Here is a 26,515-nt window from a genome sequence, read left to right as displayed (position 1 = left end):
TGTTTACAAGTTGTGGTGGGTGGTTGTTCTTCTTTTTTTAGTTTTAGTAAATAGTTTAAATTGTTAGCAGCCACTTCCCGACTTGAATAAAATTTAAAATCCGTCTAGTTCTTCAACGAGACGGATTTTTTTGTTTACGATTTTTGTTGTGGTACTGAATTGGCACGCAGATTTAGCAGATTTAGCAGATTTTCAATTTTAAAAATATTCAATCTAAACTCCGAGACTGAATACTGAGACTGCGACTGAAATAAACACAGATTTCACAGATTCTTTTAGCTTTAGTCAATAGTGTTAAATTTAAAGTAGCCAACGCTTTCTTATGTAATGAATTGGCACGCAGATCTCGCAGATTTAGCAGATTTTCAACTATAAAATACTTAATCTAAACTCCGAGATTAAAAACTGAGACTGAACCACAGATTTCACAAAGACTTTTAGCTTTAGTCAATAGTTTTAAATATAAATAGCCACTGCTTTGTTATGTGCTGAATTAGCACGCAGATTTAGCAGATTTAGCAGATTTTCAACTTTGAAATATTCAATCTAAACTCCGAGACTGAAAACTGAACACCGTAAACTGAACACCGTAAACTGAAAATTGAGACTGAACACTGAGACTGTAAACTGCAAACTGCAAACTGAGACTAAAAAACCTACTCCTTCGCCTTAGTCAAATAGTAAATCGGGATACCAATAAGCATAATCAATACACCCCAACCACAGGTAGTTGGTTTTGTGTACAATAACGCCAAGCATATCGCCGAAGAAATCAAGATATACAAAGCAGGCAATACCGGATAACCAAAAGCCTTATACGGACGCTTTGCATTGGGCATTTTTTTACGTAAAATAAATATCCCTAGTATAGTCAAGATGTAAAACACCAGTACAATAATCACCACAAAATCAAGTAAATCACCATACTTACCCGTCAAACACAAGGCCGAAGCCCAGATACATTGCGCCCAAATAGACCATTCTGGTACACTCGCTTTGTTTAACGAAGCCGCTTTTTTGAAGAAAACACCATCCTGCGCCATCGTATAATACACGCGAGCACCAGCCATAATCAAACCATTGTTACACGCAAAAGTCGAAATCATAATCATCACGGCAATAATCAAAGTACCTACCGACCCAAAAATAGTTTGCGAAGCAACCACAGCCACACGATCTGATTCGGCCGTAGCAATATCAAACAAAGGCACCACAGCCAAGTACATCACATTGGCCACAATATAAATCACACTCACCAATAATGTTCCTAGAAACAAACTCAAACCCACATTGCGTTTTGGGTTTTTAATTTCGCCTGCAATAAAAGTTACGCCTTCCCAAGCCACACTCGAGAATTGCGATCCCACAAAAGCCGCCGAAATACCAGATATCAATGCAATACCACCAATAGGCAGCCACTCACCTGTTTCCACATTCAAACTTTGAGCTTGCCAAGCGTTGGCCCAATTCGCATCCCACACCGCACTATCTACAGCAATAAAACCAAAAATAATCAAACCCGCTAACGAAAGTACTTTGATCACCGTAAGCACCGTTTGCAAAATCTTAGAATTCTTCACCCCGCGACTATTGACATAACTCAACAACACAATCGTCACAATAGATACAATTTGAGCTGCGTTCAGTTTAAAATCACCTATTTCACACAAAATATTTTTATCACTCAAAGGCGCATATAAGTAAGCCGCAAATTTGGCAAAAGCCACACCCACCGCCGCAATAGTACCGGTTTGAATCACCGCAAAAAAGCTCCATCCGTACAAAAAACCAATGAGTTTACCGTAAGCTTCCTTAATATACACATACTGCCCACCCGCCGTAGGGAACATCGCGCTCAACTCGCCGTAACTCACCGCAGCAATCACGGTAATCACGCCCGTAAGCACCCACATAGCAATCAGCCATCCGGCAGAGCCGAGTTGTCGCACCATATCCGAGCTTACAATAAATATCCCCGATCCTATCATAGAGCCCACCACAAGCATGGTCCCGTCAAGTAGTCCTAATTCTCTCTTAAAATTATCTGGTTTTTGGTCTTCCATAAAATGGTTTTTTGGTTAGTTGTGGGCTAAAGATATACTTTTTTTAGAAATCTAAATTCAGATGTGCTTATTTTGGGCATGTCCCAGCTTCCGCAAGGCTACAGCTGCGTCAGGCTATGCGCTCTATCTTTATTTTCTTAAAGAAAGAAAATAAAGGATGCCGCTACTATCCTTCATGCGAAATCCTCCGTTTCAAGTTCAACCTCAGAAAAAGAGAAGTATTTCATTAGAGTTTTAAGTACGAAAAGCTTGCAACTAATAAAACGCCTTTACCGTTTTGTAATACAATTATTCTTATATTTGAAAACAGATAAATGTGGCTAACATCAAAGCAAGCGATTTAATTTTAGGGAGCAGTGTTTGATTTTGTTAGACGTATTTACAAGTTAGCACCAATGTATAAAGACAACAGAATTTAATAATGAAATCAATTGACGAACTGACAAAATATTTTGGTTTTTACAAATCTAACGCTGAGTTACAAAGCGTTTTGGACAAAATTCTAATTGCCCCTGCAAACTACGACAATCAAACGTTATACATAGTGTGTAGGAAGTCAAATCTAGAAATTGGCTTCACAAATGAACGAATGATAAGGGGAACTGACAATGACAAACCAATAATGGGTGGACGACCAATATTTACACATTTTAATATTTATCCTTCCTCTTTTAATTTATTTGACAACTTTATTTTTGGCATCTCATTTTCGGATAAATTTGAAGGCATTAGAGAAAAAGCAGGTACGCCAACGAGAAGTGTAGACGAAAATATACCTATCATTGGTTGGAAAAAACTGGATTCATATGATTTTGAACAAATAAGAATTACGTTCAATTATAATCCAATTGATAACTCAGTACAATCTATACAAATTGTTCAAAAGGAGAAAAAAATAATTGAAACTTCAAATGGGTGAGTATTGGAATCCCCGCTAGCGCGAGCGTCCCGCTCGTGATGGGTGAATAGATTAACATGTTTTTAGTTTGTAGCAGTCATTAGATTTTTTTTTAATATTGAAATAATATTTATGTTTACGAGAGTGACGCTCACGTCAAGTGTGGAGATCAATTAACCCAATTACTCAAATTATAAAACATAATAAAAACAACACAATGAAGAAATTTTTTGGTACACTCATACAATTTGTTGGACTTATAATAATTACAGTAACATCTGCCGCATTAACAGATATTAATAATGAAAAGAAAAATCTATTATCTCAAGCCCGAACAGAACTTGATCAAGATTATCGATATAGTTTAGAATCTTCTCAAGCTAGTGCAATTTTTGCTGGATTTTTTGGACTGATTATTTTCATAATCGGGTTGATCATGTTATTAACAAAAAGTAATAAACAAAAGAAACTAGAAGCTGAAATAAACATCCTTAAACACGGCAAAGAAAATAGTCCAAAAGCGGCAACCATTACTGAATTAGAAAGTCTTTTCGAACTTAAACAGAACGGCGTACTAACTGATGAGGAATTTATTGCGGCAAAAAAAAGGATACTAACTTAAATTATAGTGCTTACAACTCGTTGCTAGCACGAGCGTGCCGCTCGTGATGGTGTCAACTCATTACTATGATTTTAGTTTATGCCTTTCATTAATTTTTTTTAAATATTGAAATATTAATTATGTTCACCAGCGTGACGCTCGCGATAGCTGAAGCTGTGTTTAATTTTATCTGACGTATAAATAAGTTAGCAAAAAAAATACCTAAAAAAACGAAAAATTTTAATTTAAAGAAAAATGAAAAAAATATTCTTGATGTTACTAGTGCTAATTGCTAATGATTTATTGGCTCAAAAAACTCAGAAAATAGACAGCTTATTTCAAAAATTAAGTTCGAATAAAGAATTTAATGGAAATGTACTAATCGCAGAAAAAGGAAAAGTAATTTATAAAAATAGTTTTGGTTTAGCGAACGAAACTAATAAAGAAAAATTAAATGAAAATTCAATTTTTGAATTGGCATCGGTTTCCAAACAATTTACTGCTTTTGCAATTGTAATTCTAAAAGAAAAAGGAAAATTAAAATACGAAGATAAAATTGGAGATATTTTGCCTCAATTATCATTCTACAAAAATATTACAGTTCGCAATTTATTAAACCACACCAGTGGTTTACCTGACTATATGAAAATTTTAGATAGTTTATTAATAGACAAAACTTGGGATAACAAAACTAAAATTGCTACCAATAAAGATATTTTAGATGTTTTTGAAAAACACAAACCAAGTTTATTATTTGAACCTAATGAAAATTGGGAATATAGTAATACTGGATATGCAATTTTGGCATCTATTATCGAAAAAATCAGTGGCAAATCATTTGCTGAATTTTTAAAAACAGAAATTTTTAAACCTTTAAAAATGAACAAAACATTTGTTTATACAAGAAGATTAAAACCACAAAACATTAAAAATTACGCTTTTGGATATGTTTATTCTGATAGTTTAAAAACAAACCAACTTCCTGACCAAATAAAAGGATTAGATTTATATGTTTACACATTAGACGGAATTGTTGGAGATGGCACAGTCAACTCAACAATAAATGATTTATTAAAATGGGATAGAAATTTATATACTAATCAGTTAGTATCTAAAAATGGGATAGCTGAAATTTTTACTGACGCAACTCTAAATAATGGCACAAAAACAGAATATGGTTTTGGTTGGATGATAGATAACAACGAAACTTTCGGGAAAATTGCCAATCATAGTGGAAGTTGGCCAGGTTATATTTCTTTTATTGAAAGACATGTAAATAATGATAAAACTATAATTTTATTGCAAAATAATGATACTAAAAATACAAAAATTCCATCAAAGCAAATCAGAGATATTCTTTATGATATTAAGCCGTTAATTTTTAGTGAACAATATCTAAAAATGATAAGTGGCGATTATAAAACGGAAAAAGGAACTATTAAGAAAATCTTACATGAAAATGGAAAGTTATATATTCCAATGAGTGAAGAAGAGAAATTTGAGTTAGAACCTATTAACAAAACACTATTTAGGATAATTGGGTTTAGTCCTGAAGTTAGATACGAGTTTATTTTTGAAAATGAGAAAGTAACAAAATATATAGTCACTCAACCTGAACAAGGTGTAAAAAATGAGGCAATGAAAATTGAATAAGAAACCTCTACTACCCCCGCTAGCGTGATGGTCCCGCTCGTGATTAATGCTAATACATTACTAGGATTTCAGTTGGTGCCAGTCATTAGATTTGTTTTTAAAATATTGAGATAACCACTGTGTTCATGAGCGCGAAGCTTGCGCAGGTTGAGACAAAGTACAAAAGAGAGCAGCATTTAATCACAAACACGGTCTAGCTACGGAAAATTAGCAGTAATTGAAAACGAGTAGCATAATAAACAAACAAAATAACACAAATAAATTATAGTGGAGTATTTTAACCAAGAAACAGAACGAGTAATATTAAGAAAGTTAACAATGTCAGACGTTGAAAAATGGACTGGCTTTTTTGTAGATAACCAAATGTTAAAGTATGTTGGTATTGACATGTCAAAATCACCTAGTACGTTAGCAACTGACTGGATATCCAAACAATTAGAGCGCTACGAAAATCAAGGACTTGGACATCTTGCAGCTATTGAGAAAAATTCGGGTGAGTTTATTGGGGTGAGTGGGATTATACCCCGTGAAGTTGATGGCAAAGCAGAAATGGAAATATCGTATTCCTTAAAACAAGAGTTTTGGGGAAAAGGATTTGCTACAGAAATCTCAACACAGTTAAAAAAATTTGGGCTTGAAAATAACATTTCAAATCAATTTGTTTCAATAATAGACAAAGAAAACACAGCTTCAATAAACGTAGCTATAAAGAACGGGATGAAGATTTTATCCGAAACTAAATATTTAGGAATGGATGTTTTTATTCTTGGATAAAAAGTAAAAATCAACTACCGTAAATCTAGGCTACTCGCTCCTGATAAAGGTTAAAAGATCAATGTAATTTTAGTTTGTGTTGGTCATTAGATTTATTTTTAAAATATTGAGATAGTATTTGTGTTCACTACCGCAACATTACAATCAATTAAAAACAGATAATTTCAAACCAAAATAGTTATGACAAATTGGACGCAAAAAATGCAAGAGATTTTAAACGATAAAACTGAAAACTATACTCCCCAAGAGAAGGTTACTGTTAATTTTGAGTATTTAAAAAACTTATTGACAAAAATTGAAGGCAATCATATTCCTGATAGTGAATTACTTTGCTCAAAAATAGAAGAGGTTATTAATGGTATCCAACCTAAGACAGCGAATCAAAAAATTCAGTACAAAACAAAAAATTTGAATGACATTACTAATTTACAAACCTTTGTAAAAGAAAACTACAATTATATCCCAAAAGGTAAATTCAAAAAAAGTTATACCAGTCAAGGCATGGTATTAGGAATGTCAATGGGAGTAGCTATTGGTGTTGCTTTAGGGAAAATTGCAATAGGTTTACCAGTAGGTATGGTCTTTGGAATCGCTGTTGGGCAGTTAATCGGTAGTAATTTAGATCGAAAAGCTGAGATGGAGAATAGGGTGTTGTAAAAATAAAGAAGTTCCCTCGATTAGATGGAGCTCGACACGTACTTTTAAAAAAATATGTAGGTTTGTACCGCAAGTACCTGAAAAAGCAACATTATATAATACCGACTAAATCCCAAAAAAAATGAAAAAAATAGTTGTCCTTTTACTACTTATTGTTTCATCAATGGGCTTTTCCCAAAACTTAGAGTTATTTGGAAAAGTCGAATCTTACGGCTTACCAGAAACAGGTAAAATTTATTGGACCGAAGAGGGAAAGCAATTTGATCCTAAAAAATTTATAACGTTTGGGAAGGATAGAGCGTTCCGTTTTAAAATAGCCATTGCCGAAATCAAGAAATTAAACAGTCCCGTTTTGGTCTTTGCAACAGACATAACGCAAGAAACAACTAATCCAAACAGTTGCGCACAGCGCATCAAGGTATTAGAAATTGTAAATGCTTCTGAGTTTGAAAATTTAAAAAACATAGCCCTTAACACTGATTTAGTGTTAAATCTAAATTGTGAAGCCGGTGTTTACTACGATGCTAGAATGGAACAATTAGAGCAGTTTGTAGGGTCTTATACGCTAACTACTGCTGATAATTTTCGCACCATTAGATTGGGTAATGATTTAAAACGATACAATGGCTATCTCTCGAAACAGACAAAAGATTATATGACCACAGAAGTTGGAAGTTGGAACTATGATAAAGAACAAAAAATACTTTCTTTTTACGTATTCAGACAAATGAACGAACAGTACGGCTTAGTCTTGAGCATGCATAACGAATACAATTTTACGGTAAAACAAAGCGAAGGTCCGATGTTATTTGTGTCAGAAATAGGAGTCTTGAAAAAGAGATAGCACTGATAAAAATGTAAGCTTCTGTAAAAGTTTTTGTTAAAAAAAATCTATGATTTTATCAATAAGAACATCAATATAGCAATGACAAAGCGTGCTTTATAAAATAGAAAGCGCGCTTGTAAGGCTTACTGTTCTATTTTTTATTAGATTCAAAAGTAAACTTTAAAATTAGAATACATTACGGTTTTGTAATTTAGAACAACTATATTTACGTATACATACAGCGTTTTTAAAGCATATTGGCTATGATAATAATAAGTCTTGAAAAGTGCTTTTGAAATTAATTCTTTAGCTAAAAGAAGAAAATTAAATAGTATCAAATAATATAAAACCCAAATGAAAACAAGCCACATCAGTAAAAAAGAAATTCAAAAGGGTGAAGAGGTAAAATGTTGGGATATAAGAGAAGGAATTTTCAATTTAATCAAATCAAACTTTTCCGACTTAAAACAAGACGATTATATTTCTATTGACGAATTAAATCAATACAGACGCCTTTATTTAACCTCCTTAATCATTCTAGAAAAAGGAGAAATTGCTGCCATTGATCAAGATGTAATGGAGGCCATAAAAAACAACTCCATTCTTTCTGAGAATATTCAAGATGAAATGGAGGCTGAACTCACTTTTGGACAAAAACTTGCTGATAATGTTGCTGCATTTGGTGGTAGTTGGATGTTCATCATTACTTTCTTTTCTTTCATCTTAATTTGGATGATTATTAATATTTGGTTTTTAACCACAAAACCATTTGACCCATTTCCCTTTATATTGCTTAACCTGATTCTTTCTTGCTTAGCAGCTATCCAAGCGCCTATTATTATGATGAGCCAAAACCGACAGGAACAAAAAGACAGACAGAGAAGCGAACATGATTATAAAATCAATTTAAAAGCCGAACTTGAAATAAAACTTTTGAGTGAAAAAATTGACCATTTGTTAGCCCATCAAAACAAAAAACTACTTGAAATTCAAGAAATTCAAACAGACTATCTAGAAGATTTAATGAAAGAACTCAAAAAGAAATAAAATTAAATACCACAGCATAAATTTCAAATAATCAGCTAGTACCTAAAAACAAAACATATTCATAATGATACTTGTTCTTATTTTGTAGTTAAAATCAATTATATTTACGATTAAATTCACTTACCCTTTAAACCAAAAGGTATAGCTATTAACCTATAGGCAAAATAATTAAGAATCTATAAACATGAATTGTAACAATTGTAATCAAGAATTAACCTCAAAGTATTGTCCAGAGTGCGGACAGCCAGCTGAATTAAAAAGAATTAACGGACACTACATAATTCATGAAATAGAACACGTTTTACATTTTGAACGGGGCATTTTATTTACCATTAAAGAGTTATTAATTAATCCTGGAAAAAACATCCGAGATTATTTCACACAAAATAGAACCCGACTTGTGAAACCAGTTATATTTATAATTGTCACTTCTCTAATTTACACCATTCTAAATAACTTTTTCAACCTTGGTGATGGATTTATTAAATATAAAGGCTTACAAAATGATACAATAAGCATAATTGTAAAATGGTTACAAGGACATTATGGATATGCAAACATATTGATGGGAGTATTAATAGCAATGTGGTTGAAAATATTTTTTAAAAAGTCCAACTATAACTTCTATGAAATCTTGATAATGCTATGTTTTGTTATAGGGATGGTAATGCTGATATTTTCGATTATTGTAATCATTGAAGGTGTAACACATTTCAAAATTATGACATTTGCAGGTGCCGTAGGTATACTGTATAGTTCTTGGGCAATTGGACATTTTTTTAATAAAGGCAAAGTTATGAGCTATATCAAGGCATTGTGTGCTTACTTATTAGGTATGATATCTTTTGGGATTATACTTGTTCTAATAGGAACTTTAATTGATTTGGTTAACAAAAGCTAATAACAATACATTCTTTTAAAGAACTACAATTAGTTCTAGCAAATAAAATAGTATCATATTTACAAAACATAATCAAAATCGGTTTTAAAGAGAGAATCGGTTCAGACCCATTTTATAAAATAGATTAACCAAGCCAACCATCATGATTCTATTTTTAAAAAATTTATTTCAACCAAAAAAGAAATCGCCCCAAATGAGTACTAGTATTTTACAGTCGATATTACAAAAATCTAAGGAAAACAAAGAAATAATTTCCATTTGGCAATACAACTCAGACAAAGGCTCTCTTGTAGGATACATAACTGAAATTAACGAAGAATATATAGGGTTTAGGCATTACACCCGTTTTGGAAAACCCGATGGAATTATTTTTATCAGATTGCAAAACATAAAAAATGTAGACTTCAATGATGATTACATTAAGGTTATGGAGTGCCTTATTGAGTATTCGGACATTATTGACAAGCCATCCAACTTTGCTATTCACTTGAATCAATCCGAAAACTGGCAGTTTAGTGCTGTTTTACAATTGCATAATGCTCAGGATCAAATGGCGAGTTTTGAAATCAACGGAAATGAATTTTTCTCTGGTTTTGTTAAAGACCTTTCTAATGAAGATTTTATTCTGAATTGTGTAGCAAAAAACGGAGAAGATCTAGGAACTTCACTTTTTAAAATAGAGGATATTACTGAGGTAAGAGTGAATGATATTGATGATAGAAGACGATTGTTATTGTACAATTGGCGTAAAGCTACTTTGTAATTCATTCGTAAAAACTAAAATCATAACGCCAAATTGCATAACAATTCTCATTTATTATACGATGAAACACGCTGAATTTACTATTGAAAACAACACAATAGAATTTTGGAACTCTATTCTTGGAGTTGAAAAAGTGCTTTTAAACGGAAAAAAAGTTTCAAGTAAGTTTTCTTTCTCAGGTGAAAATCATCCCATAAAACTTCAAGGCCGGAATCTAGTTTTAAAAGTCAGATACGTACCAGGAAAAATGAAAATGCAATTGATAGAAAATGATCTATTGCTTGAAGAACAATCCGCTAAAATTAATATCAAACAGAGGATTCTTTGGTCTGTAATTGGAGTTGGAATCGGTTTTTTGTTGGCGAGACTTATGAGTTATTTATAAATTTAAAATCAAAACTCCTCAGTCCCAAATGTGCTATCGGCAAGATGGTTTATTTACCAAAATTAAACCGTACTTTAGTGTTGTTTTCCTTTTGCAAGTATGCATTTAAAACCAAAAAGAAAACAAATCATTTTTTGAACTAGAACATTATGAAAAAAATACAATTAGGATGGGTCGGTCTGGGCAACATGGGTAACCCAATGGTGCTTAACCTAGTTAAAGCGGGTTTTGAAGTATCCGTTTTTAATAGAACCAAAGAAAAAGAAGCACCTTTACTAGCTGCAGGAGCAAAATCAGCAAACAGCTTACAAGATTTAATGGAAACTTGCGATGTAGTTTTGACCATGTTATCTAATGACGTAGCAGTAAAAGAAGTTTTTGAAGGTACAACCGGTTTATTATCGCAAGTTGATTCAGGAAAAACTATTATCAATATGAGCACCGTTTCTCCTGAAACCTCTCGCTATTTAAATACCATTTGCAACCAACATAAGGTAGCATTTATAGATGCACCCGTTTCGGGAAGTGTAAAACCAGCACAAGATGGCACACTTGTAATTTTGGTGGGTGCTACTCCAGAAAATTTCGAAAAAGTAAAACCGATATTCGATGTTTTAGGTAAAATTGCCATTCATGTAGGCGAACCCGGCGTGGCAAGTTCAGCTAAATTAGCCATCAATTACCTATTAGGATTAAATCTTCAAGGAATAGCCGAAACGGTGTTATTTGCCGAGAAAAACGGCGTGAGCAAAGAAGACATGCTTATCATTATCAATCAAGGTGCTTGTGGTAACGGCATCACAAATATCAAAACACCTTCTATTTTAAGCGATTCGTATCCAGCGGCATTTGCCTTAAAACACTTGGTTAAAGATTTAGGCTTGGCCAAAGCAGCGGGATTAGATTCACCACTCATTCATCCTTTGTATGATAGTTACGCTGCAGCCGAAAAAGAAGGATTGGGTAATCAAGACGTAATGGCGATTATTAGTAGTTTGAAAAGTAAATAGGGTTTTATAATTCTATTAAATACTCACAAAAACAAGAAAAGCTACACTCATTACGATGTAGCTTTTCTTGTTTAATCGAATCAGAAAACGCTATTACTTTGTTTTCATTGGTGGCAAGTCAAATGCAGCAGGCTCATGCTCAAAACCGTTACGGTGTGCACCATCACAAAAAGGTTTGTTGGCAGATAAACCACAACGGCAAAGCCCCAAAGCCGTTCTTCCTTCTAATCCGTATGTTTTTCCTTCACAGTCTGTAATTTCAAAGTCACCTTCTATTTTTATAGAACCATTTTTATTGATTGTTAATTTAGTCTTGCTCATATTGCTGTATTTTTTTTTAGAAATCAAAGATTGCAAAATATTTTAGAAACTGTTCAAGATAGAGTAGTATTTTATTATTGAATAGGGTTATTTACATTAATTCTATTTTGTTGTACTTCATGAAAAGTGTATTTATTTAGCAACAAAAATGAATTTCAACCAGAGAGAAACAATACAAAACTCACATTCTGTAAAGCCCCTTCAATTTTCGAACCAGTTCTAAATAATACTTTTTTACTCAAAAAAACAATGTAAACAAGTAAATTGTACATTTGTCCAAAATAGAATAATATAACATTTCATTTACTACATGAGTCTTCTAACAAAAATCAATGTGCTGCGCCGAGCTGTAACTCGTGGGCTTACAAAAAATATTGGCAACTCCGCTAACAACTACACCATAGATCCTTCTCAAAAAATAACAATTACAAAAGTCTTAATTTCTAGACCTAATCACAGGCTTGGTAACTTACTACTAATTACTCCGCTTGTTCAGGATGTCACCAACACTTTTCCAGATTGTAAAATAGATTTGTTTGTAAAAGGTGGCTTGGCGCCAATTGTTTTTCAAAACTATGACAACATCAATAACATTATAGAATTACCTAAAAAACCTTTTAAAGATCTTATTGCTTATTTTAAAGTATGGGTAAAAATCAAAAGTGAAAAATATGATATTGTAATAAATGTGGATAAAAACTCCTCTTCTGGTAGGTTATCAGCACAATTTGCAAATGCGAAATACAAATTTTTTGGAGAAGAAGACGAAACACTCCGAATGAAACACCTTGATTACGATCATATTGCAAAGTTTCCTATTTATGAATTCCGAAGTTTTCTAACTAAATTAGGTTTTCCCGATAATCATGCAACTTTGCCTCCATTAGACATCAAACTGACAGCAGCGGAATTACTACAAGGTAAGAGCGCTGTTGATGCTCTAGTACCAAATGACAAAGAAACCATTTGTATTTTTACTTACGCTACAGCTGACAAATGTTACTCTACAACGTGGTGGGAGGAATTTTATGCGGGTCTAAAATTAGAATTTTCTAATTATAATATCTTAGAAATTTTACCCGTTGAAAATGTGTCACAAATCAATTTTAAGGCAACTTCATTTTACAGCAAAGATGTTAGAGAAATAGCTGCTGTAGTTGCAAATACAAAACTTTTTATAGGAGCTGATAGTGGAATTATGCATTTAGCAAGCGCCGGTTTAACTCCTACAGTAGGTTTGTTTTCACGACCAAACATTGCTATTTACAAGCCTTATCACAACAACAGCATAGGAATCAATACAAACATAGGTACAGTTAAAGAATGGATAACAAATATTAAAACGGTTCTTTCAGTTATTGATTCTAAATAAAAGTTTCATTTCCATAAAAAAAGCCTCTTTTCTTAATAAAAAAGAGGCTTTTTTGCTACAACTTATATTGCACTTATTGTACAACTCTATTAATTTGGGAAAAGTTTTTTTCGTAATACTTTTCCTTGGTTGAAGATATAATTACTCCGTTACTTGTTGATGAATGGATAAATTTTATTTCTCCCTCACAAACCTCAACAACCATTCCCACGTGATTAATTCGCCCTCTACCATTGGTTTTGAAAAAAATTAAGTCTCCTTTTTGGGCTTCATCTGTACTAATCTTAGTGCCCACCGCAGATTGCTCTCTAGAAGTTCGGGGTAGTTTTATGTCAAAAGAACCAAAAGTAGAACACATCAATCCAGAACAATCAAAGCCCTCTTTACTTGTACCTCCACTTCGGTATCGAGTCCCTATATTCTCTGAGGCTCTATAAATCAACTGATCTAGAAAATCGTAATTAAATGATGGTTTAACGGAGGTATTAAAGTCAATTTTTTTACTCTCTATGGCCGCATCGCTTATTTTTATCTCTGCCGCTTGGTTAGACTCCAAACTTGAAAGAGTAGGCGAAAGAATAGAAAGTTTATGCCCTACAGGAAGGCCTTTTTTAATTTCAGGATTTTGTTTCTCTAATTCTTTAACAGTAATACCATATTGTTTTGCTATCGCATACTTAGTTTCCTTAGGCAAAACCTCTCTTATTATAGATTGGGAATTTAATGTTGCTGCAGGAGCTTTAGGCTGAGTAAGACTAGCTGAATTATCTATAGCTTTTTCTACTACGCTACTTGTATTTGATATTGTTTCCAAATTTTCATTTTTGGAACTTGCTACAACTGTTGCAGTACGATTTTCTTCAAGAGGAGTAGATTGACTTTGTGATACCACCTCGTTACCCGGAATAGTTATCATTTGACCTGCTCGTAATGCTTTTACTCCTATTCCAGGATTTACTTTGTCAAATTCTTTGATTGTAATCCCGTATTTTCGTGTGATAGAATACTTCGTTTCTTTTGGTAAAACCGCTCTTGTAAAAGTACTTTTTACCACATTTTGATTTTCTCTATTCCCATTTTCGGTCTGATTTGCAACATCCGATTCCGTCTTACTAGATAAAAATGCATTTTCAGGGACATTGATTTTTTGACCTATTGGTAGTTCAGATTCTCCTACCGTGGGATTTAATGCCTTAAGTAATTTAAATCCAATTCCATATTGTTTTGCAATTCCGTACAACGTTTCTTTGGCTTGTACTTCATGCTCCTTTGTATTTTGACTTAATATCAAATTACTTTTGGATCTATTTTTACTCTTTGCGTTTTGAGGTATTACTAAAACTGCATTCAGTTTTAATAATTTTTTGGCACTTGGGTTTAACTTTATAATTTCTCTTTGCTTCACTTGATATTTATCAGCAATACTTGATACGGTTTCTCCTTTTACAATAGTGTGTTTTATAACTCGCTCTTGCGAGAAAATAGCAACACTATTTAGAAAAAATAAAGCTGTTAGTAATCGTAAATTCATATTTATTTGTTTGCTGCTCTTTTAAAAAAATAGAGCGTGATTTGGTTCTTAGTTAATTGATTAAGAAATGATTAAAAAAATTTTCACTTCTAAACTATATAAAAATGCAATTACCTTAATCTCTTTGTCTGAAAGAGTTTTTCCAATCTAAACATTAGCGATTGGAATAGTATTGCATTAAATTCAAAAAATCCTGAAAATGAATTAAATTTTTATTTAATTATTTCAAAAAAGCTAATTTAAATGATTTAATCAAAAAACACATCCTTTTTTCGAACTTTAACGTTGAAAAAATCCATTTTAACGAATTCTTTAGAAAAATTAAACGAACTAGCGTTGCTAGTATTTATGACTATTCTTACTTCATCAGTCAACTAAAGTAATGTATATCACAAAAAAACTCTCAAAATAGCTTTGAGAGTTTTAAAGATGTAAAGTCTGTTTATAAATTGCTAGCCGCAGCAATTAAATTTAAAGCTGATCCTGCCTCAAACCAACCTATTTGACTTTCATTATAAGTATGATTTGCAAGAATTCGATCAGTACTACCATCTGAGTGAACAAACTCCAGTGTGAGTGGTTTTGCTGGCGCAAATGATACTAAGTCTAGAAAATTAATGGTATCGTTTTCTTGAATTTTATCATAATCATTTTCATTTGCAAAAGTCAAAGCTAGCATACCTTGTTTTTTTAAATTCGTTTCATGTATGCGAGCAAACGATTTAACAAGAACGGCTTTCACCCCTAAAAATCGAGGTTCCATAGCGGCATGCTCTCTTGATGATCCTTCGCCATAATTGTGATCTCCCACTACTATTGACGGAATTCCAGCAGCTTTGTAAGCCCTGGCCACCGCAGGAACAGCGTCATATTCACCTGTTAATTGATTTTTTACAGCGTTCGTTTTTTGATTAAATACATTAACAGCACCAATCAACATATTGTTAGAAATATTATCTAAATGGCCTCTAAAACGCAACCAAGGACCAGCCATAGATATGTGATCTGTGGTACACTTGCCAAATGCTTTTATCAATAACTTTGCTCCTGTAATATTTTTTCGATTCCAGGCTTCAAATGGAGCTAAAAGTTGCAGCCTATCAGACGTTTCACTAACTAAAATTTGAACTCCAGAACCATCCTCAGCTGGCACTTGAAATCCATTGTCTTCTACTGCAAAACCTTTTTGAGGCAATTCATCACCATAAGGAGCCGTTAATTTCACCTCTTCCCCTTTATCATTTATCAAGGTATCTGTAATCGGATTAAAATCCAAACGTCCCGAAATAGCAAGAGCCGCAACCATTTCTGGGGAAGTTACAAATGCATGGGTGTTAGGATTTCCATCGGCTCTTTTCGAAAAGTTTCGATTGAACGAATGCACAATGGTATTTTTTTCTTCTTTATCTGCTCCTGCTCTATCCCATTGCCCAATGCATGGTCCGCAAGCATTGGTAAATACTTTGGTTCCCATTTTTTCAAAAGTGGCAATAATTCCATCTCTTTCAATGGTATATCTAATTTGTTCCGATCCTGGATTGATTCCGAATTCAGCTTTTGGAGTAATACCATTTGCTACCGCTTGGTTTACAATTGATGCAGCTCGTGCCATATCCTCATAAGAGGAGTTGGTACAAGACCCTATCAAACCCCATTCTACTTTAATTGGCCAACCGTTTGCAGCCGCTTCTGCTTTCATTTGAGAAACTGGTGTTCCTCTATCTGGGGTAAAAGGTCCGTTAATATGTGGCTCTAGTTCAGAAAGATTGATTTCAATTACTTGGTCGAAATAAGTTTCAGGATCTGCATAAACCTCAGGATCTGCGGTTAAATATGCTGCTACATGGTCTGCTGCATCTACCACATCTTGTCTGCCCGTTGCTGCTAAATACCTACGCATGGATTCATCATAACCAAATGTAGACGTGGTTGCTCCAATCTCAGCACCCATGTTGCAAATAGTTCCTTTACCAGTACATGACATTGAAGTTGCTCCTTCTCCAAAATATTCAACAATGGCTCCTGTGCCTCCTTTTACCGTTAGTATATCGGCTACTTTCAAAATAACATCTTTAGGTGCTGTCCATCCAGATAATTTACCTGTTAATTTAACTCCAATCAATTTAGGGAATTTTAATTCCCAAGACATTCCAGACATTACGTCAACAGCATCAGCACCACCAACACCAATAGCAAGCATTCCTAAACCACCAGCATTAACGGTATGTGAATCAGTCCCAATCATTAAACCTCCGGGGAAAGCATAATTTTCTAATACAATTTGATGAATAATTCCTGATCCTGGTTTCCAAAACCCGATTCCATATTTATCAGAAACCGAAGAAAGGAAATCAAAAACTTCTTTAGACTGTGTATTGGCTACAGCCAAATCAGATTGGGCTCCGTTTTTTGCCAAAATCAAGTGATCACAATGAACTGTTGTGGGTACAGCTACCGTTTTTTTACCCGCATGCATAAACTGCAATAAGGCCATTTGAGCTGTAGCATCTTGACAAGCAACTCTATCTGGTGCAAAATCTACATAATTAACCCCACGAGTAAAAGCTTGGTTAGGCTTGCCTTCCCAAAGGTGATTGTACAAAATTTTCTCGCTTAATGTGAGTGGTCTACCTACAACTTTTCTTGCTTCATCAACACGATCTGCCATGTTGCTGTACACTCTTTTTATCATTTCTATATCAAAGACCATAATTTCTATTTAAGTATTGTTGAACAATACTACAATTTACAAAAAATTAGGTCAGCTATTACACAAAAAAAAGCTCGAGTACCTAAACCCGAGCTTTTTATAGAAATATTAACGTATCTCCTTAAAATACTGATTGCTTATTTGAAGGTGCAAATTTGGTTAAATTGATTCCTTGAACTGCAATTTTATATTCTTCAATGGTTGGAGTTCTTCCTAATATTGTTGACAATACAACTACTGGCGTAGAAGAAAGTAGTGACTCCCCTTTTTTCTCAGCTGTATCTTCTACTACTCTACCTTGGAACAAACGAGTAGATGTTGCCATAACCGTATCACCTTTTGAAGCTTTTTCTTGGTTACCCATACATAGATTACAACCTGGGCGCTCTAAATACAACATGTTTTCGTATTCAGTACGTGCAGCGCCTTTTGGAGCGCTATCATCAAACTCGAAACCAGAATACTTTTGTAAAACTTCCCAATCCCCTTCTGCTTTTAATTCGTCTACGATGTTATAGGTTGGTGGTGCTACTACTAATGGCGCTTTAAATTCTACTTTACCATTTTGTGCTTCCACGTTTTTAAGCATTTGTGCTAATATTTTCATATCACCTTTATGCACCATACAAGAACCGATGAATCCTAAATCTACTTTTTTATCCCCTCCGTAGAAAGAAAGCGGACGAATGGTATCGTGAGTATATCTTTTAGAAACGTCTTTGTTGTTTACATCTGGATCAGCAATCATTGGTTCGTTAATCACATCCAAATCAATTTCTACCTCAGCATAATATTTTGCATTGGCATCTGGAGTTAAAGCTGGTTTATCACCTGATTTAATTTCAGCAATTCTCTTGTTTGCTTTGTTGATTAATCCTTGAAGAACTTGCGTTTTGTTGTCCATTCCTTTATCAATCATGATCTGGATTCTCCCTTTCGCAATTTCTAAAGATTCAATTAATGTATCATCTTCTGAAATACAAATCGAAGCTTTGGCTTTCATTTCAGCAGTCCAATCTGTAAATGTAAACGCTTGATCGGCAGTAAGCGTTCCTAAATGCACTTCAATAATTCGTCCTTGGAAAACATTTTCTCCTCCAAATTTTTGTAACATTTGCGCCTGAGTAGCGTGAACTACATCACGGAAATCCATGTAACTAGCCATTTGACCTTTGAAAGTTACCTTTACAGATTCAGGTATCGGCATAGAAGCTTCTCCGGTTGCAAGAGCTAAAGCAACTGTTCCAGAATCAGCACCAAATGCTACTCCTTTTGACATACGAGTATGTGAATCACCACCAATAATGATAGCCCAATCGTCAATTACAATATCGTTAAGAACCTTATGAATTACGTCAGTCATGGCATGGTATTGACCTTTTGGATCACGTGCAGTAATCAAACCAAAATCGTTCATGAATTTCATTAATTTTGGAATATTAGCTTGCGCTTTTTTATCCCAAACAGAAGCCGTATGACAACCAGATTGGTACGCACCGTCAACTATTGGCGAAATTACTGTTGCTGCCATAGACTCTAATTCTTGAGCAGTCATTAATCCCGTTGTATCTTGAGAACCAACGATGTTTACTTCAACACGAACATCGGATCCCGCGTGTAACGCTTTTTTAGAAATGGTTCCTACAGCATTTCTGTTGAAGATTTTCTCCACAGCAGTAAGACCTTGTCCTTCTATTGAGACTTCTTTTGATGGCGCATAAACTAGAGGCGCTTCAATTCCTAAAGTTTTTGCAGCAAATGTTTGAAGTTTTTTACCGAAAACAATCGCATAAGAACCACCAGCTTTGATGAATTCCATTTTCTGAGGCGTGAAAGCTTTAGAAATGTCAATTAATTCTTGGTCTCCGTTATATAATTTTTTTGCTTTTGTATTGATGGTAAGAACAGTTCCTGTTGCTACAGAATAGGTTTCTTCTAAAACTGGATCACCACTTTCATTACGAACTACTTCTCCATTAGCGTCTGTCTTTTTTACCCAGTTTTTCAAGTCTAAACCGATACCACCAGTTACGTCTACAGTTGTTAGGAAAATTGGAGAAATTCCGTTTGTTCCCGCAACGATTGGCATAAAGTTTACGAATGGCACGTATGGACTTGCTTGTTTTCCTGTCCAAAGCGCTACGTTATTTACACCCGACATACGAGACGAACCTACACCCATTGTACCTCTTTCAGCAATTAACATTACAGATTTGTCTGGATGTTGTGCTTGCAAGGCTTTGATTTCGTCTTGTGCTTGAGGGGTAATCATACATTTACCATGCAATTCACGATCTGAACGAGAGTGTGCTTGGTTTCCGGGCGACAATAAATCCGTAGAAATATCTCCTTCACCTGCTATAAACGTTACTACTTTAATTTCTTCAGCTACTTCTGGAAGTTTTGTGAAAAATTCTGCTTGAGCATAACTTTCTAAAACACCTCTAACTACTTCATTTCCATTTTCAAAAGCACTCTTTAAACGATCCATATCGGCATCATACAGATACACTTGTGTTTTAAGAACAGCTGCAGCTTCATTTGCAATAGCAATATCACTTCCTAAAGCTAAGTCAAGTAATACTTCTATTGAAGGACCACCTTTCATGTGCGACAATAATTCAAAAGCAAAAGCAGGAGTAATTTCATTTACCACTTCTTCACCAAGAATAATTTCTTTTAAAAATTTTGCTTTTTCAGCAGCAGCACTTGTAGTTCCTGGTAAGGTATTGTAGATAAAAAACTGTAGAGAATCTACTCTATTTGAGTTATTTGTATCTTTAATTTGTGCTACGATTTCGATTAGCAATTCTGCTGAATCAATTGGCTTTGGGTGAAGACCTTGACCTTTACGATCTTCAATCTCATTAATGTAATCGTTATAAGTACTCATAAGTGTGATATATTAATGTCTCATTGTACTAAAAAATCAATGCAAAAGAGACATAAGAATTAAATGTTATTTTGTTAAGCAAATTTAAGAATTAAAGCTGAGATTTAAAAAAATTTAATAGAAGTCCCATTTTTAAAAATTATTAATGCTAAAACCACATAAAAATTTAATTTTCATGCAGATAATTCAAAAATCGAAAAGAATATTATTTATTTAGTATTTTAAAAAGCCATTTTTAGTAATCCTTAAATTGACAACCAAATAAAAAAAGGTTCTTTGCTGCTTTTACAACAAAGAACCTTTCTAAATAAGCCAACTATAACGTTATAATAGCTTTTCAATGATCATTTCTTCAGTTATTCCCTCTGCATCTGCTTTATAATTTTTAATGATTCGGTGTCTCAAAATTCCGGTTGCCACGGCTTGAACATCTTCTATGTCTGGAGAAAATTTTCCATTAAAAGCGGCATTGGCTTTGGCAGCCAAAATCAAATTTTGAGAGGCTCTAGGTCCTGCTCCCCAATCTAAATAATTTTTCACATATTCATTTGACAAGGAATTATCTGGACGCGTTTTACTCACCAAGCGCACCGCATATTCTATAACATTGTCCGCAACTGGAATTCTTCGAATCAATTCTTGAAAACCAATAATCTCTTGTGCAGTAAAAAGTGCATTTACAACTACTTTCTCATTAGATGTAGTTTGCTTTACCACTTGTACTTCCTCTTCAAAACTTGGATACTCAAGTTTTATAGCAAACATAAAACGATCCAGTTGCGCTTCGGGTAAAGGATAGGTTCCTTCTTGCTCAATTGGGTTTTGAGTTGCCAAAACAAAATAAGGCAAATTCAATTTATAATTATTTCCTGCAATTGTAACAGATCTTTCTTGCATAGCCTCAAGCAAAGCCGCTTGAGTTTTGGGAGGTGTTCTATTGATCTCATCTGCTAGAACTATATTCGAAAAAATAGGTCCTTTTATAAACTTAAACTGCCTGCTTTCATCTAAAATTTCACTTCCTAAAATATCTGATGGCATTAAATCTGGAGTAAACTGAATTCTCTTAAAATCAAGCCCTAAGGCCTGCGCCAAAGTGTTTACCATAAGCGTTTTTGCTAATCCAGGAACGCCCAATAATAAAGCATGTCCACCCGAAAAAATACAAAGTAATATTTGATCGACAACAGCATCTTGTCCTACAATAATTTTTGCGATTTCTTTTTTTAGTTCATTTCGTTTTTGAACCAAATTATGTATTGCTGCAACATCTGACATGTATATATTTTTTAAATTAAAAAAGAGCTAGTTTATGCAAGCATAAAACTAACTCTTTTTATTTATTTACAGAAATTTTTTAAGTTTTAAACCCTAAAAATAAGTCTATTTTTTTAACCAATTATTTGTGAATTTACAATCTCTATATTCCCCCTGAATCTTAATATAGGTCTCTTTGATTTTTTCGTCAAACCATTTTCCTATTTCAGTAATTCGTTTTTGTTTTAACGCTAAATCCTTAATTTTGATGTAATCCTTTGCGTAATCTGCCGTGTGTTCATCAATTCTATTGGTTACCGTAATAATTTTAAAGCTCTTTTTACCTTCTTCACTTTGATCTAAGATAGGAGCAGAAACTTCATTTTCTTTCAAATTAGAAACTTGGCTGTAAAAAGTAGGATCCATTTTAGTCAACTCAAAACGGGTATCTTGTGTTTGTGGGTTAAGTAAAGCACCACCATTTGCTCGAGTTTCTTTTTCCTCAGATAAAGTTCTGGCAGCCTCAGCAAAAGTAATATCCTTGTTTTCAATTCTCTTTTTTATTAATTGAATTTTTTCTTTAGCCTCAGCCAAAGATGCATCTGTTACTGTTGGTGCTAACAATATATGACGCAACTCTACTTCTTGACCTTTAATCTTTTCGACAAGAATAATGTGATATCCAAATTCTGTTTCAAAAGGAGCAGAGATTTCTCCTTCGGCTAAACTAAAAGCAACTTCTTTAAACTCTTTTACAAAAGGAGTTTTACGATTCATTTTATAGTAACCACCATTCGACCTAGAGCCTGGATCTTGCGTGTACAAAACTGCCTTTGTTGAAAAACTAGCACCTTCTTGTACTTCCTTTTTAAACCCGTTAAGTTTATCAATAACTTTTTGTTTGTCTTCTGCAGAAACTTTTGGCTTAACCACAATTTGCGCTACTTCAAGTTCTACACCAAAAAATGGCAAATCAGCCGCTGGTATTTGTTTGAAATAATTCCGAACCTCTTCAGGGGTAATTTCTACAGCATCAATAATCTTTTTTTGCATTTCTGATGTTAGCTTTCCTTCCTTTAAGATATCCGCAAAATAAGTTCTAAATTCTTCTTCAGAATCTTTCTTATAATATTGAACTACTTTTTCCATAGACCCTATTTTGTCTATCATGTAGTTTAATCGTTCTTCCATCATTCCTTTTACCTCTGTATCAGTAACTATAATACTATCTTGAACTGCTTGATGCGCATACAACTTATCTTCTAGCAGTTTTCCTAGCATTTGACAACGATCGTAATCTGATGTATTACCTCCACCAGCTTGAATTTCTAAATACGTTTTGTCTATATCCGAATCTAAGATGATATAATCCCCAACGGTTGCTACAACACCATCAACTTTCTGCTTACCAGTTGACTTTACTTTTTTCACGGGAGCTATTACAGAATCCTTAATAATTTCTTGTGCGTTCACAACTACACTCATAAACATTAAAAACAAAACAGTAAGTGTAATTCTATTATTATTGGACTTCATTGGTATTGAATTTATTGGCATTATTTAATTTACTTTTAATGAAACGGTTATTAAAATTAAGATTTTCGAAACGAAACCTTTTCAGGTGTTCGCCTTCTAAATATAAGATTCTATGATTGACATATTTACTATGTTAAAACAAAAGCAGTTATCTTAAAATTTTAAAAACGAACAAAAATAACAATTCAATTACATTATACAAGTATACCTGCTACTATTAACAAAAAATTATAGCGTTTACAAAATACGAAAATACCTTTTAAAGAGATCAAATTTTCAAATAGCGTATATAAATAGTACTTTTGCAAACTATTGATATACATATGGGCTTTTTAGAAGAAATACAACGCAGAAGAACTTTCGGGATTATCTCACATCCTGATGCTGGAAAAACGACATTGACTGAAAAATTACTTCTTTTTGGAGGAGCAATTCAAGAAGCAGGTGCCGTGAAAAATAATAAAATAAAGAAAGGTGCTACGAGTGACTTTATGGAAATTGAACGCCAGAGAGGAATTTCTGTGTCAACATCTGTACTTGCATTTAATTATCAAGACAAGAAAATAAACATCCTTGATACACCTGGACACAAGGATTTTGCCGAAGACACTTTTAGAACTTTAACAGCAGTTGACAGTGTAATTGTAGTAATTGACGTGGCTAAAGGTGTGGAGGAACAAACTGAAAAATTAGTAGCAGTTTGTAGAATGCGTAAAATTCCAATTATTGTATTTATCAATAAATTAGATAGAGAAGGAAAAGATGCATTCGACTTAATGGATGAAGTTGAACAAAAACTCGGACTTACTGTAACACCTTTGAGTTTCCCTATTGGGATGGGATATGACTTTCAAGGAATTTATAATCTTTGGGAACAAAATATCAATTTATTCAGTGGTGATAGTCGTAAAAACATAGAAGAAACAATTGCTTTCTCAGATGTACAAAGTCCTGAGCTTGAAAAAATAATTGGTCAAAAACCAGCCGATAAACTTAGAGAAGAATTAGAGTTAATTGACGAAGTATATCCAAAATTTGACAGACAAGATTATTTAGACGGAAAACTACAACCCGTTTTCTTTGGTTCAGCATTAAATAATTTTGGTGTTAGAGAATTGCTTGACTGCTTTGTAGAAATTGCGCCTTCGCCAAGACCTAAAGATTCCGAAACAAGGCTAGTGGATCCAGAAGAACAAAAAATGTCTGGTTTTGTATTTAAAATCCATGCCAATATGGATCCTAAACACAGAGACAGACTCGCTTTTATTAAAATCGTGTCGGGTACTTTTGAAAGAAACAAACCCTATTATCACGTTCGCCAAAAGAAAAATTTAAAATTTTCAAGTCCAAACGCATTTTTTGCAGAGAAAAAAGAAATTGTAGATATATCTTATCCGGGAGATATTGTAGGCCTTCATGATACAGGAAATTTTAAAATTGGTGATACACTTACCGAAGGGGAATTAATGAGCTTTAAAGGAATCCCAAGTTTTTCACCAGAACATTTTAGATATATTAACAACGCTGATCCCATGAAAGCTAAACAGCTGGAGAAAGGGGTTGATCAGCTAATGGATGAAGGAGTAGCGCAATTGTTTACACTAGAAATGAACAACCGAAAAATCATTGGAACAGTGGGTGCATTACAATATGAGGTTATTCAATACCGTTTGGAACATGAATATGGAGCCAAATGTACATATGAAAACTTCCCTGTTCACAAAGCTTGCTGGGTAAAGCCAAATGATCTAAAAAGTGACGAGTTTAAAGAGTTTAGAAGAATCAAACAAAAATTCTTGGCACATGATAAATACGGTCAATTAGTTTTTCTAGCAGACTCTGATTTTACAATTCAAATGACACAAAGTAAATATCCCAATGTCAAATTATTTTTCACTTCTGAATTTGAATAATTATCATCTAAATCAATGACTAGTCCTAAATAATCGATACAGATTATTAAACAAAAATAATTAATTAAACACTTGCTGGATCGTTCTTGCAAGTGTTTTTTCTTTTATAGGTTCTCATCTTAATTTTACTTTGCTGATGCATTTGATTTGGTGTTAGCATATAATTGGAGTAATGAGGTCTTTTTTGATTATAGATTTCAATAGCATCTTTAACCAACAACTTCATAATTGGAAGGTCTTTGTTGAATTTATCAATATCAAATTCTTGTTTTAAAATACCATTTATTCTTTCTGCTACTGCATTTTCATAAGGATCTGAGTTTTGTGTCATGCTACACTTTATAAGGCTTTTCTTGAGTAGTTTTTGATAATCATTTGCACAATATTGCACTCCTCTGTCGGAATGATGTATTAATGATAAATTCTTGTCCTTTCTTAGTTTTATTGCGTTTTCCAATGCTATTAAGCTACTTTCTGTATTCATATTATCAGCTACATTAAACCCCATTATTTTTTTAGAATAAGCATCAGTTACCAAACTTAAGTAACACGGATTTTCTCTTTTTCCAATATAGGTTATGTCTGAAACCCAAACTTGTTCCGGACGTTTTATTTCTAGTTCCAGAATCTGATTTTGATGTTTTCTAAAGCGATGATGCGAGTTGGTTGTAATATGATACGAACGCTTTGGAACAATCAATAAATGATTAGCTCTTAGGATACTGATAAATTTATCTCTTCCGACTTTTAGTTGCTTTAATTCGTTATTTAAAAGAAAATAGAGTTTTTTTGCTCCAATCCTAGGCATCGTCTGCCTGATTGTTATAACCATAGCAACTATCTTAGAAGCCTTGGATTGTCTTGCTTCTCTTCTTTTTATTTTTCGATAATAAACCTGTCTGTCTATCCCGAACAAAGTACAGGTAAACATTACTGTCTCTTGTTGCTCTTGTTTGAATTGGTCGATTGTTCGGGTGATGAGTTTTTTCTGATGTCAATTTGATATTCTTTTTCTGCAATATCAATCATTTTATCAAAGATGATAGCTTTCTTATCCGATACATAAGCTTCTCTCTCTAGCAATGCTTTCTGCTTTTCTAACAACATAACTTGTGCTTCAAGTTCCATTATTCTTTGTTCAGGTGATTTTGGCATATTTGATGGTGTTTGATTATCCCAATCAAAGTTACCAAATTTCCGGAGCCATTGCACAATTGTCGAGCGTGACTGAATACCGTAAACTTTTTTGACTTGCGAAATAGACATCTTTCCCTGCTCTATGTCTTGTACAATCTGTAATTTAAAAGACATCGTGTAGTCTTTTTGGGTACGCTTTAAGTAGCGTGATTCTTGAGGATTTTCCATAAGGATACTTTTTGTGTATCGCTATTTTAGGACGGGACA

22 protein-coding genes are annotated in these 26,515 nt (G+C 33.7%); 13 read left to right on the top strand and 9 right to left on the bottom strand.

What is annotated here, in order from left to right; all coding sequences use genetic code 11:
- Positions 1–656: 656 nt before the first annotated feature.
- Positions 657–2,063, bottom strand: coding sequence for an APC family permease (locus FJV36_RS13315; protein ID WP_158728676.1), 1,407 nt, complete (start codon positions 2,061–2,063; stop codon positions 657–659).
- Positions 2,064–2,484: 421 nt separating this feature from the next.
- Here FJV36_RS13315 and FJV36_RS13310 point away from each other — a divergent pair, with 421 nt between their 5' ends.
- The 11 genes from FJV36_RS13310 (at position 2,485) to FJV36_RS13260 (ending at position 11,578) form a co-directional block, all read left to right on the top strand.
- Complete coding sequence (locus FJV36_RS13310; protein WP_158728675.1) at positions 2,485–2,982, top strand: hypothetical protein; 498 nt, start codon at positions 2,485–2,487, stop codon at positions 2,980–2,982.
- 196 nt (positions 2,983–3,178) lie between these two features.
- Positions 3,179–3,583 (top strand): SHOCT domain-containing protein, encoded by a 405-nt coding sequence (locus FJV36_RS16385; RefSeq protein ID WP_199250880.1) that lies wholly within the window; start codon positions 3,179–3,181, stop codon positions 3,581–3,583.
- A 234-nt stretch (positions 3,584–3,817) separates the two neighbouring features.
- On the top strand, positions 3,818–5,215 hold the full coding sequence (locus tag FJV36_RS13300; protein ID WP_158728674.1) for a serine hydrolase: 1,398 nt from the start codon (positions 3,818–3,820) through the stop codon (positions 5,213–5,215).
- Between the two features lie 267 nt (positions 5,216–5,482).
- Positions 5,483–5,989 carry a GNAT family N-acetyltransferase gene (locus FJV36_RS13295; protein WP_255470409.1) on the top strand — a complete coding sequence of 169 codons (507 nt, stop codon included), beginning with the start codon at positions 5,483–5,485 and terminating at the stop codon, positions 5,987–5,989.
- A gap of 180 nt (positions 5,990–6,169) precedes the next feature.
- Positions 6,170–6,646, top strand: a complete 477-nt coding sequence (locus FJV36_RS13290; RefSeq protein WP_158728672.1) for a hypothetical protein — start codon at positions 6,170–6,172, stop codon at positions 6,644–6,646.
- A gap of 121 nt (positions 6,647–6,767) precedes the next feature.
- Positions 6,768–7,490: a hypothetical protein gene (locus tag FJV36_RS13285; protein ID WP_158728671.1), complete on the top strand. Its 723-nt coding sequence runs from the start codon at positions 6,768–6,770 to the stop codon at positions 7,488–7,490.
- Positions 7,491–7,826: 336 nt separating this feature from the next.
- On the top strand, positions 7,827–8,519 hold the full coding sequence (locus tag FJV36_RS13280; protein WP_158728670.1) for a DUF1003 domain-containing protein: 693 nt from the start codon (positions 7,827–7,829) through the stop codon (positions 8,517–8,519).
- A 184-nt stretch (positions 8,520–8,703) separates the two neighbouring features.
- Positions 8,704–9,420: a DUF3667 domain-containing protein gene (locus tag FJV36_RS13275; protein WP_158728669.1), complete on the top strand. Its 717-nt coding sequence runs from the start codon at positions 8,704–8,706 to the stop codon at positions 9,418–9,420.
- Positions 9,421–9,613: 193 nt separating this feature from the next.
- The gene (locus FJV36_RS13270; RefSeq protein ID WP_140344677.1) at positions 9,614–10,183 is read left to right on the top strand and encodes a hypothetical protein; all 570 of its coding nucleotides are present in this window, start codon (positions 9,614–9,616) and stop codon (positions 10,181–10,183) included.
- 61 nt (positions 10,184–10,244) lie between these two features.
- Complete coding sequence (locus tag FJV36_RS13265; protein WP_158728668.1) at positions 10,245–10,568, top strand: hypothetical protein; 324 nt, start codon at positions 10,245–10,247, stop codon at positions 10,566–10,568.
- Between the two features lie 149 nt (positions 10,569–10,717).
- The gene (locus tag FJV36_RS13260; RefSeq protein WP_158728667.1) at positions 10,718–11,578 is read left to right on the top strand and encodes an NAD(P)-dependent oxidoreductase; all 861 of its coding nucleotides are present in this window, start codon (positions 10,718–10,720) and stop codon (positions 11,576–11,578) included.
- A 93-nt stretch (positions 11,579–11,671) separates the two neighbouring features.
- Here the strand turns inward: FJV36_RS13260 and FJV36_RS13255 are convergent, their stop codons facing one another.
- The gene (locus FJV36_RS13255) at positions 11,672–11,899 is read right to left on the bottom strand and encodes a CDGSH iron-sulfur domain-containing protein (protein ID WP_158728666.1); all 228 of its coding nucleotides are present in this window, start codon (positions 11,897–11,899) and stop codon (positions 11,672–11,674) included.
- Between the two features lie 310 nt (positions 11,900–12,209).
- Between FJV36_RS13255 and FJV36_RS13250 the strand changes: the two genes are divergently transcribed.
- Positions 12,210–13,271: a glycosyltransferase family 9 protein gene (locus tag FJV36_RS13250; RefSeq protein WP_158728665.1), complete on the top strand. Its 1,062-nt coding sequence runs from the start codon at positions 12,210–12,212 to the stop codon at positions 13,269–13,271.
- 73 nt (positions 13,272–13,344) lie between these two features.
- On the opposite strand, the gene FJV36_RS13245 is transcribed toward FJV36_RS13250, so the two are convergent.
- The 5 genes from FJV36_RS13245 to FJV36_RS13225 all read right to left on the bottom strand — a co-directional run bounded on the left by FJV36_RS13245 (position 13,345) and on the right by FJV36_RS13225 (position 23,198).
- Positions 13,345–14,802, bottom strand: a complete 1,458-nt coding sequence (locus tag FJV36_RS13245) for a peptidoglycan endopeptidase (protein WP_158728664.1) — start codon at positions 14,800–14,802, stop codon at positions 13,345–13,347.
- A gap of 442 nt (positions 14,803–15,244) precedes the next feature.
- Positions 15,245–17,512, bottom strand: coding sequence for an aconitate hydratase (locus FJV36_RS13240; RefSeq protein ID WP_158728663.1), 2,268 nt, complete (start codon positions 17,510–17,512; stop codon positions 15,245–15,247).
- Between the two features lie 121 nt (positions 17,513–17,633).
- Positions 17,634–20,405 (bottom strand): bifunctional aconitate hydratase 2/2-methylisocitrate dehydratase, encoded by a 2,772-nt coding sequence (locus FJV36_RS13235; RefSeq protein WP_158728662.1) that lies wholly within the window; start codon positions 20,403–20,405, stop codon positions 17,634–17,636.
- A 324-nt stretch (positions 20,406–20,729) separates the two neighbouring features.
- Positions 20,730–21,683 carry a MoxR family ATPase gene (locus FJV36_RS13230; protein ID WP_158728661.1) on the bottom strand — a complete coding sequence of 318 codons (954 nt, stop codon included), beginning with the start codon at positions 21,681–21,683 and terminating at the stop codon, positions 20,730–20,732.
- 105 nt (positions 21,684–21,788) lie between these two features.
- Entirely contained in the window at positions 21,789–23,198 is a 1,410-nt protein-coding gene (locus tag FJV36_RS13225) for a peptidylprolyl isomerase (protein WP_370514385.1), read from the bottom strand.
- Between the two features lie 323 nt (positions 23,199–23,521).
- Here FJV36_RS13225 and FJV36_RS13220 point away from each other — a divergent pair, with 323 nt between their 5' ends.
- A complete protein-coding gene (locus FJV36_RS13220; RefSeq protein ID WP_158728715.1) occupies positions 23,522–25,111 on the top strand; it encodes a peptide chain release factor 3 in 1,590 nt (529 codons plus the stop codon).
- Positions 25,112–25,175: 64 nt separating this feature from the next.
- On the opposite strand, the gene FJV36_RS13215 is transcribed toward FJV36_RS13220, so the two are convergent.
- Together FJV36_RS13215 and FJV36_RS16380 are read right to left on the bottom strand one after the other, a co-directional pair.
- Positions 25,176–26,042, bottom strand: a complete 867-nt coding sequence (locus FJV36_RS13215) for an IS3 family transposase (protein WP_199250875.1) — start codon at positions 26,040–26,042, stop codon at positions 25,176–25,178.
- Complete coding sequence (locus FJV36_RS16380; protein WP_158728780.1) at positions 26,042–26,476, bottom strand: helix-turn-helix domain-containing protein; 435 nt, start codon at positions 26,474–26,476, stop codon at positions 26,042–26,044. The genes FJV36_RS13215 and FJV36_RS16380 overlap by 1 nt, the downstream gene beginning before the upstream one ends.
- Positions 26,477–26,515 lie beyond the last annotated feature (39 nt).

Source organism: Flavobacterium sp. I-STPP5a (assembly GCF_009764685.1).
In the GTDB taxonomy this organism is placed as follows: Bacteria; Bacteroidota; Bacteroidia; order Flavobacteriales; family Flavobacteriaceae; genus Flavobacterium.
The sequence above is the reverse complement of the archived record's forward strand: the minus strand, read 5'-3'. Positions and strand labels throughout refer to the sequence as shown.

What these genes read in the sequence shown, in the direction of transcription:
- FJV36_RS13270 (WP_140344677.1), top strand. Translation starts at nt 9,614, where the DNA reads ATGAGTACTAGTATTTTACAGTCGATATTACAAAAATCTAAGGAAAAC.
- FJV36_RS13225 (WP_370514385.1), bottom strand. Translation starts at nt 23,198, where the DNA reads ATGAAGTCCAATAATAATAGAATTACACTTACTGTTTTGTTTTTAATG.
- FJV36_RS13280 (WP_158728670.1), top strand. Translation starts at nt 7,827, where the DNA reads ATGAAAACAAGCCACATCAGTAAAAAAGAAATTCAAAAGGGTGAAGAG.
- FJV36_RS13275 (WP_158728669.1), top strand. Translation starts at nt 8,704, where the DNA reads ATGAATTGTAACAATTGTAATCAAGAATTAACCTCAAAGTATTGTCCA.
- FJV36_RS13240 (WP_158728663.1), bottom strand. Translation starts at nt 17,512, where the DNA reads ATGGTCTTTGATATAGAAATGATAAAAAGAGTGTACAGCAACATGGCA.
- FJV36_RS13220 (WP_158728715.1), top strand. Translation starts at nt 23,522, where the DNA reads ATGGGCTTTTTAGAAGAAATACAACGCAGAAGAACTTTCGGGATTATC.
- FJV36_RS13265 (WP_158728668.1), top strand. Translation starts at nt 10,245, where the DNA reads ATGAAACACGCTGAATTTACTATTGAAAACAACACAATAGAATTTTGG.
- FJV36_RS16380 (WP_158728780.1), bottom strand. Translation starts at nt 26,476, where the DNA reads ATGGAAAATCCTCAAGAATCACGCTACTTAAAGCGTACCCAAAAAGAC.
- FJV36_RS13260 (WP_158728667.1), top strand. Translation starts at nt 10,718, where the DNA reads ATGAAAAAAATACAATTAGGATGGGTCGGTCTGGGCAACATGGGTAAC.
- FJV36_RS13215 (WP_199250875.1), bottom strand. Translation starts at nt 26,042, where the DNA reads ATGTTTACCTGTACTTTGTTCGGGATAGACAGACAGGTTTATTATCGA.
- FJV36_RS13285 (WP_158728671.1), top strand. Translation starts at nt 6,768, where the DNA reads ATGAAAAAAATAGTTGTCCTTTTACTACTTATTGTTTCATCAATGGGC.
- FJV36_RS13245 (WP_158728664.1), bottom strand. Translation starts at nt 14,802, where the DNA reads ATGAATTTACGATTACTAACAGCTTTATTTTTTCTAAATAGTGTTGCT.
- FJV36_RS13230 (WP_158728661.1), bottom strand. Translation starts at nt 21,683, where the DNA reads ATGTCAGATGTTGCAGCAATACATAATTTGGTTCAAAAACGAAATGAA.
- FJV36_RS13315 (WP_158728676.1), bottom strand. Translation starts at nt 2,063, where the DNA reads ATGGAAGACCAAAAACCAGATAATTTTAAGAGAGAATTAGGACTACTT.
- FJV36_RS13235 (WP_158728662.1), bottom strand. Translation starts at nt 20,405, where the DNA reads ATGAGTACTTATAACGATTACATTAATGAGATTGAAGATCGTAAAGGT.
- FJV36_RS13300 (WP_158728674.1), top strand. Translation starts at nt 3,818, where the DNA reads ATGAAAAAAATATTCTTGATGTTACTAGTGCTAATTGCTAATGATTTA.
- FJV36_RS13255 (WP_158728666.1), bottom strand. Translation starts at nt 11,899, where the DNA reads ATGAGCAAGACTAAATTAACAATCAATAAAAATGGTTCTATAAAAATA.
- FJV36_RS13310 (WP_158728675.1), top strand. Translation starts at nt 2,485, where the DNA reads ATGAAATCAATTGACGAACTGACAAAATATTTTGGTTTTTACAAATCT.
- FJV36_RS13290 (WP_158728672.1), top strand. Translation starts at nt 6,170, where the DNA reads ATGACAAATTGGACGCAAAAAATGCAAGAGATTTTAAACGATAAAACT.
- FJV36_RS16385 (WP_199250880.1), top strand. Translation starts at nt 3,179, where the DNA reads ATGAAGAAATTTTTTGGTACACTCATACAATTTGTTGGACTTATAATA.
- FJV36_RS13250 (WP_158728665.1), top strand. Translation starts at nt 12,210, where the DNA reads ATGAGTCTTCTAACAAAAATCAATGTGCTGCGCCGAGCTGTAACTCGT.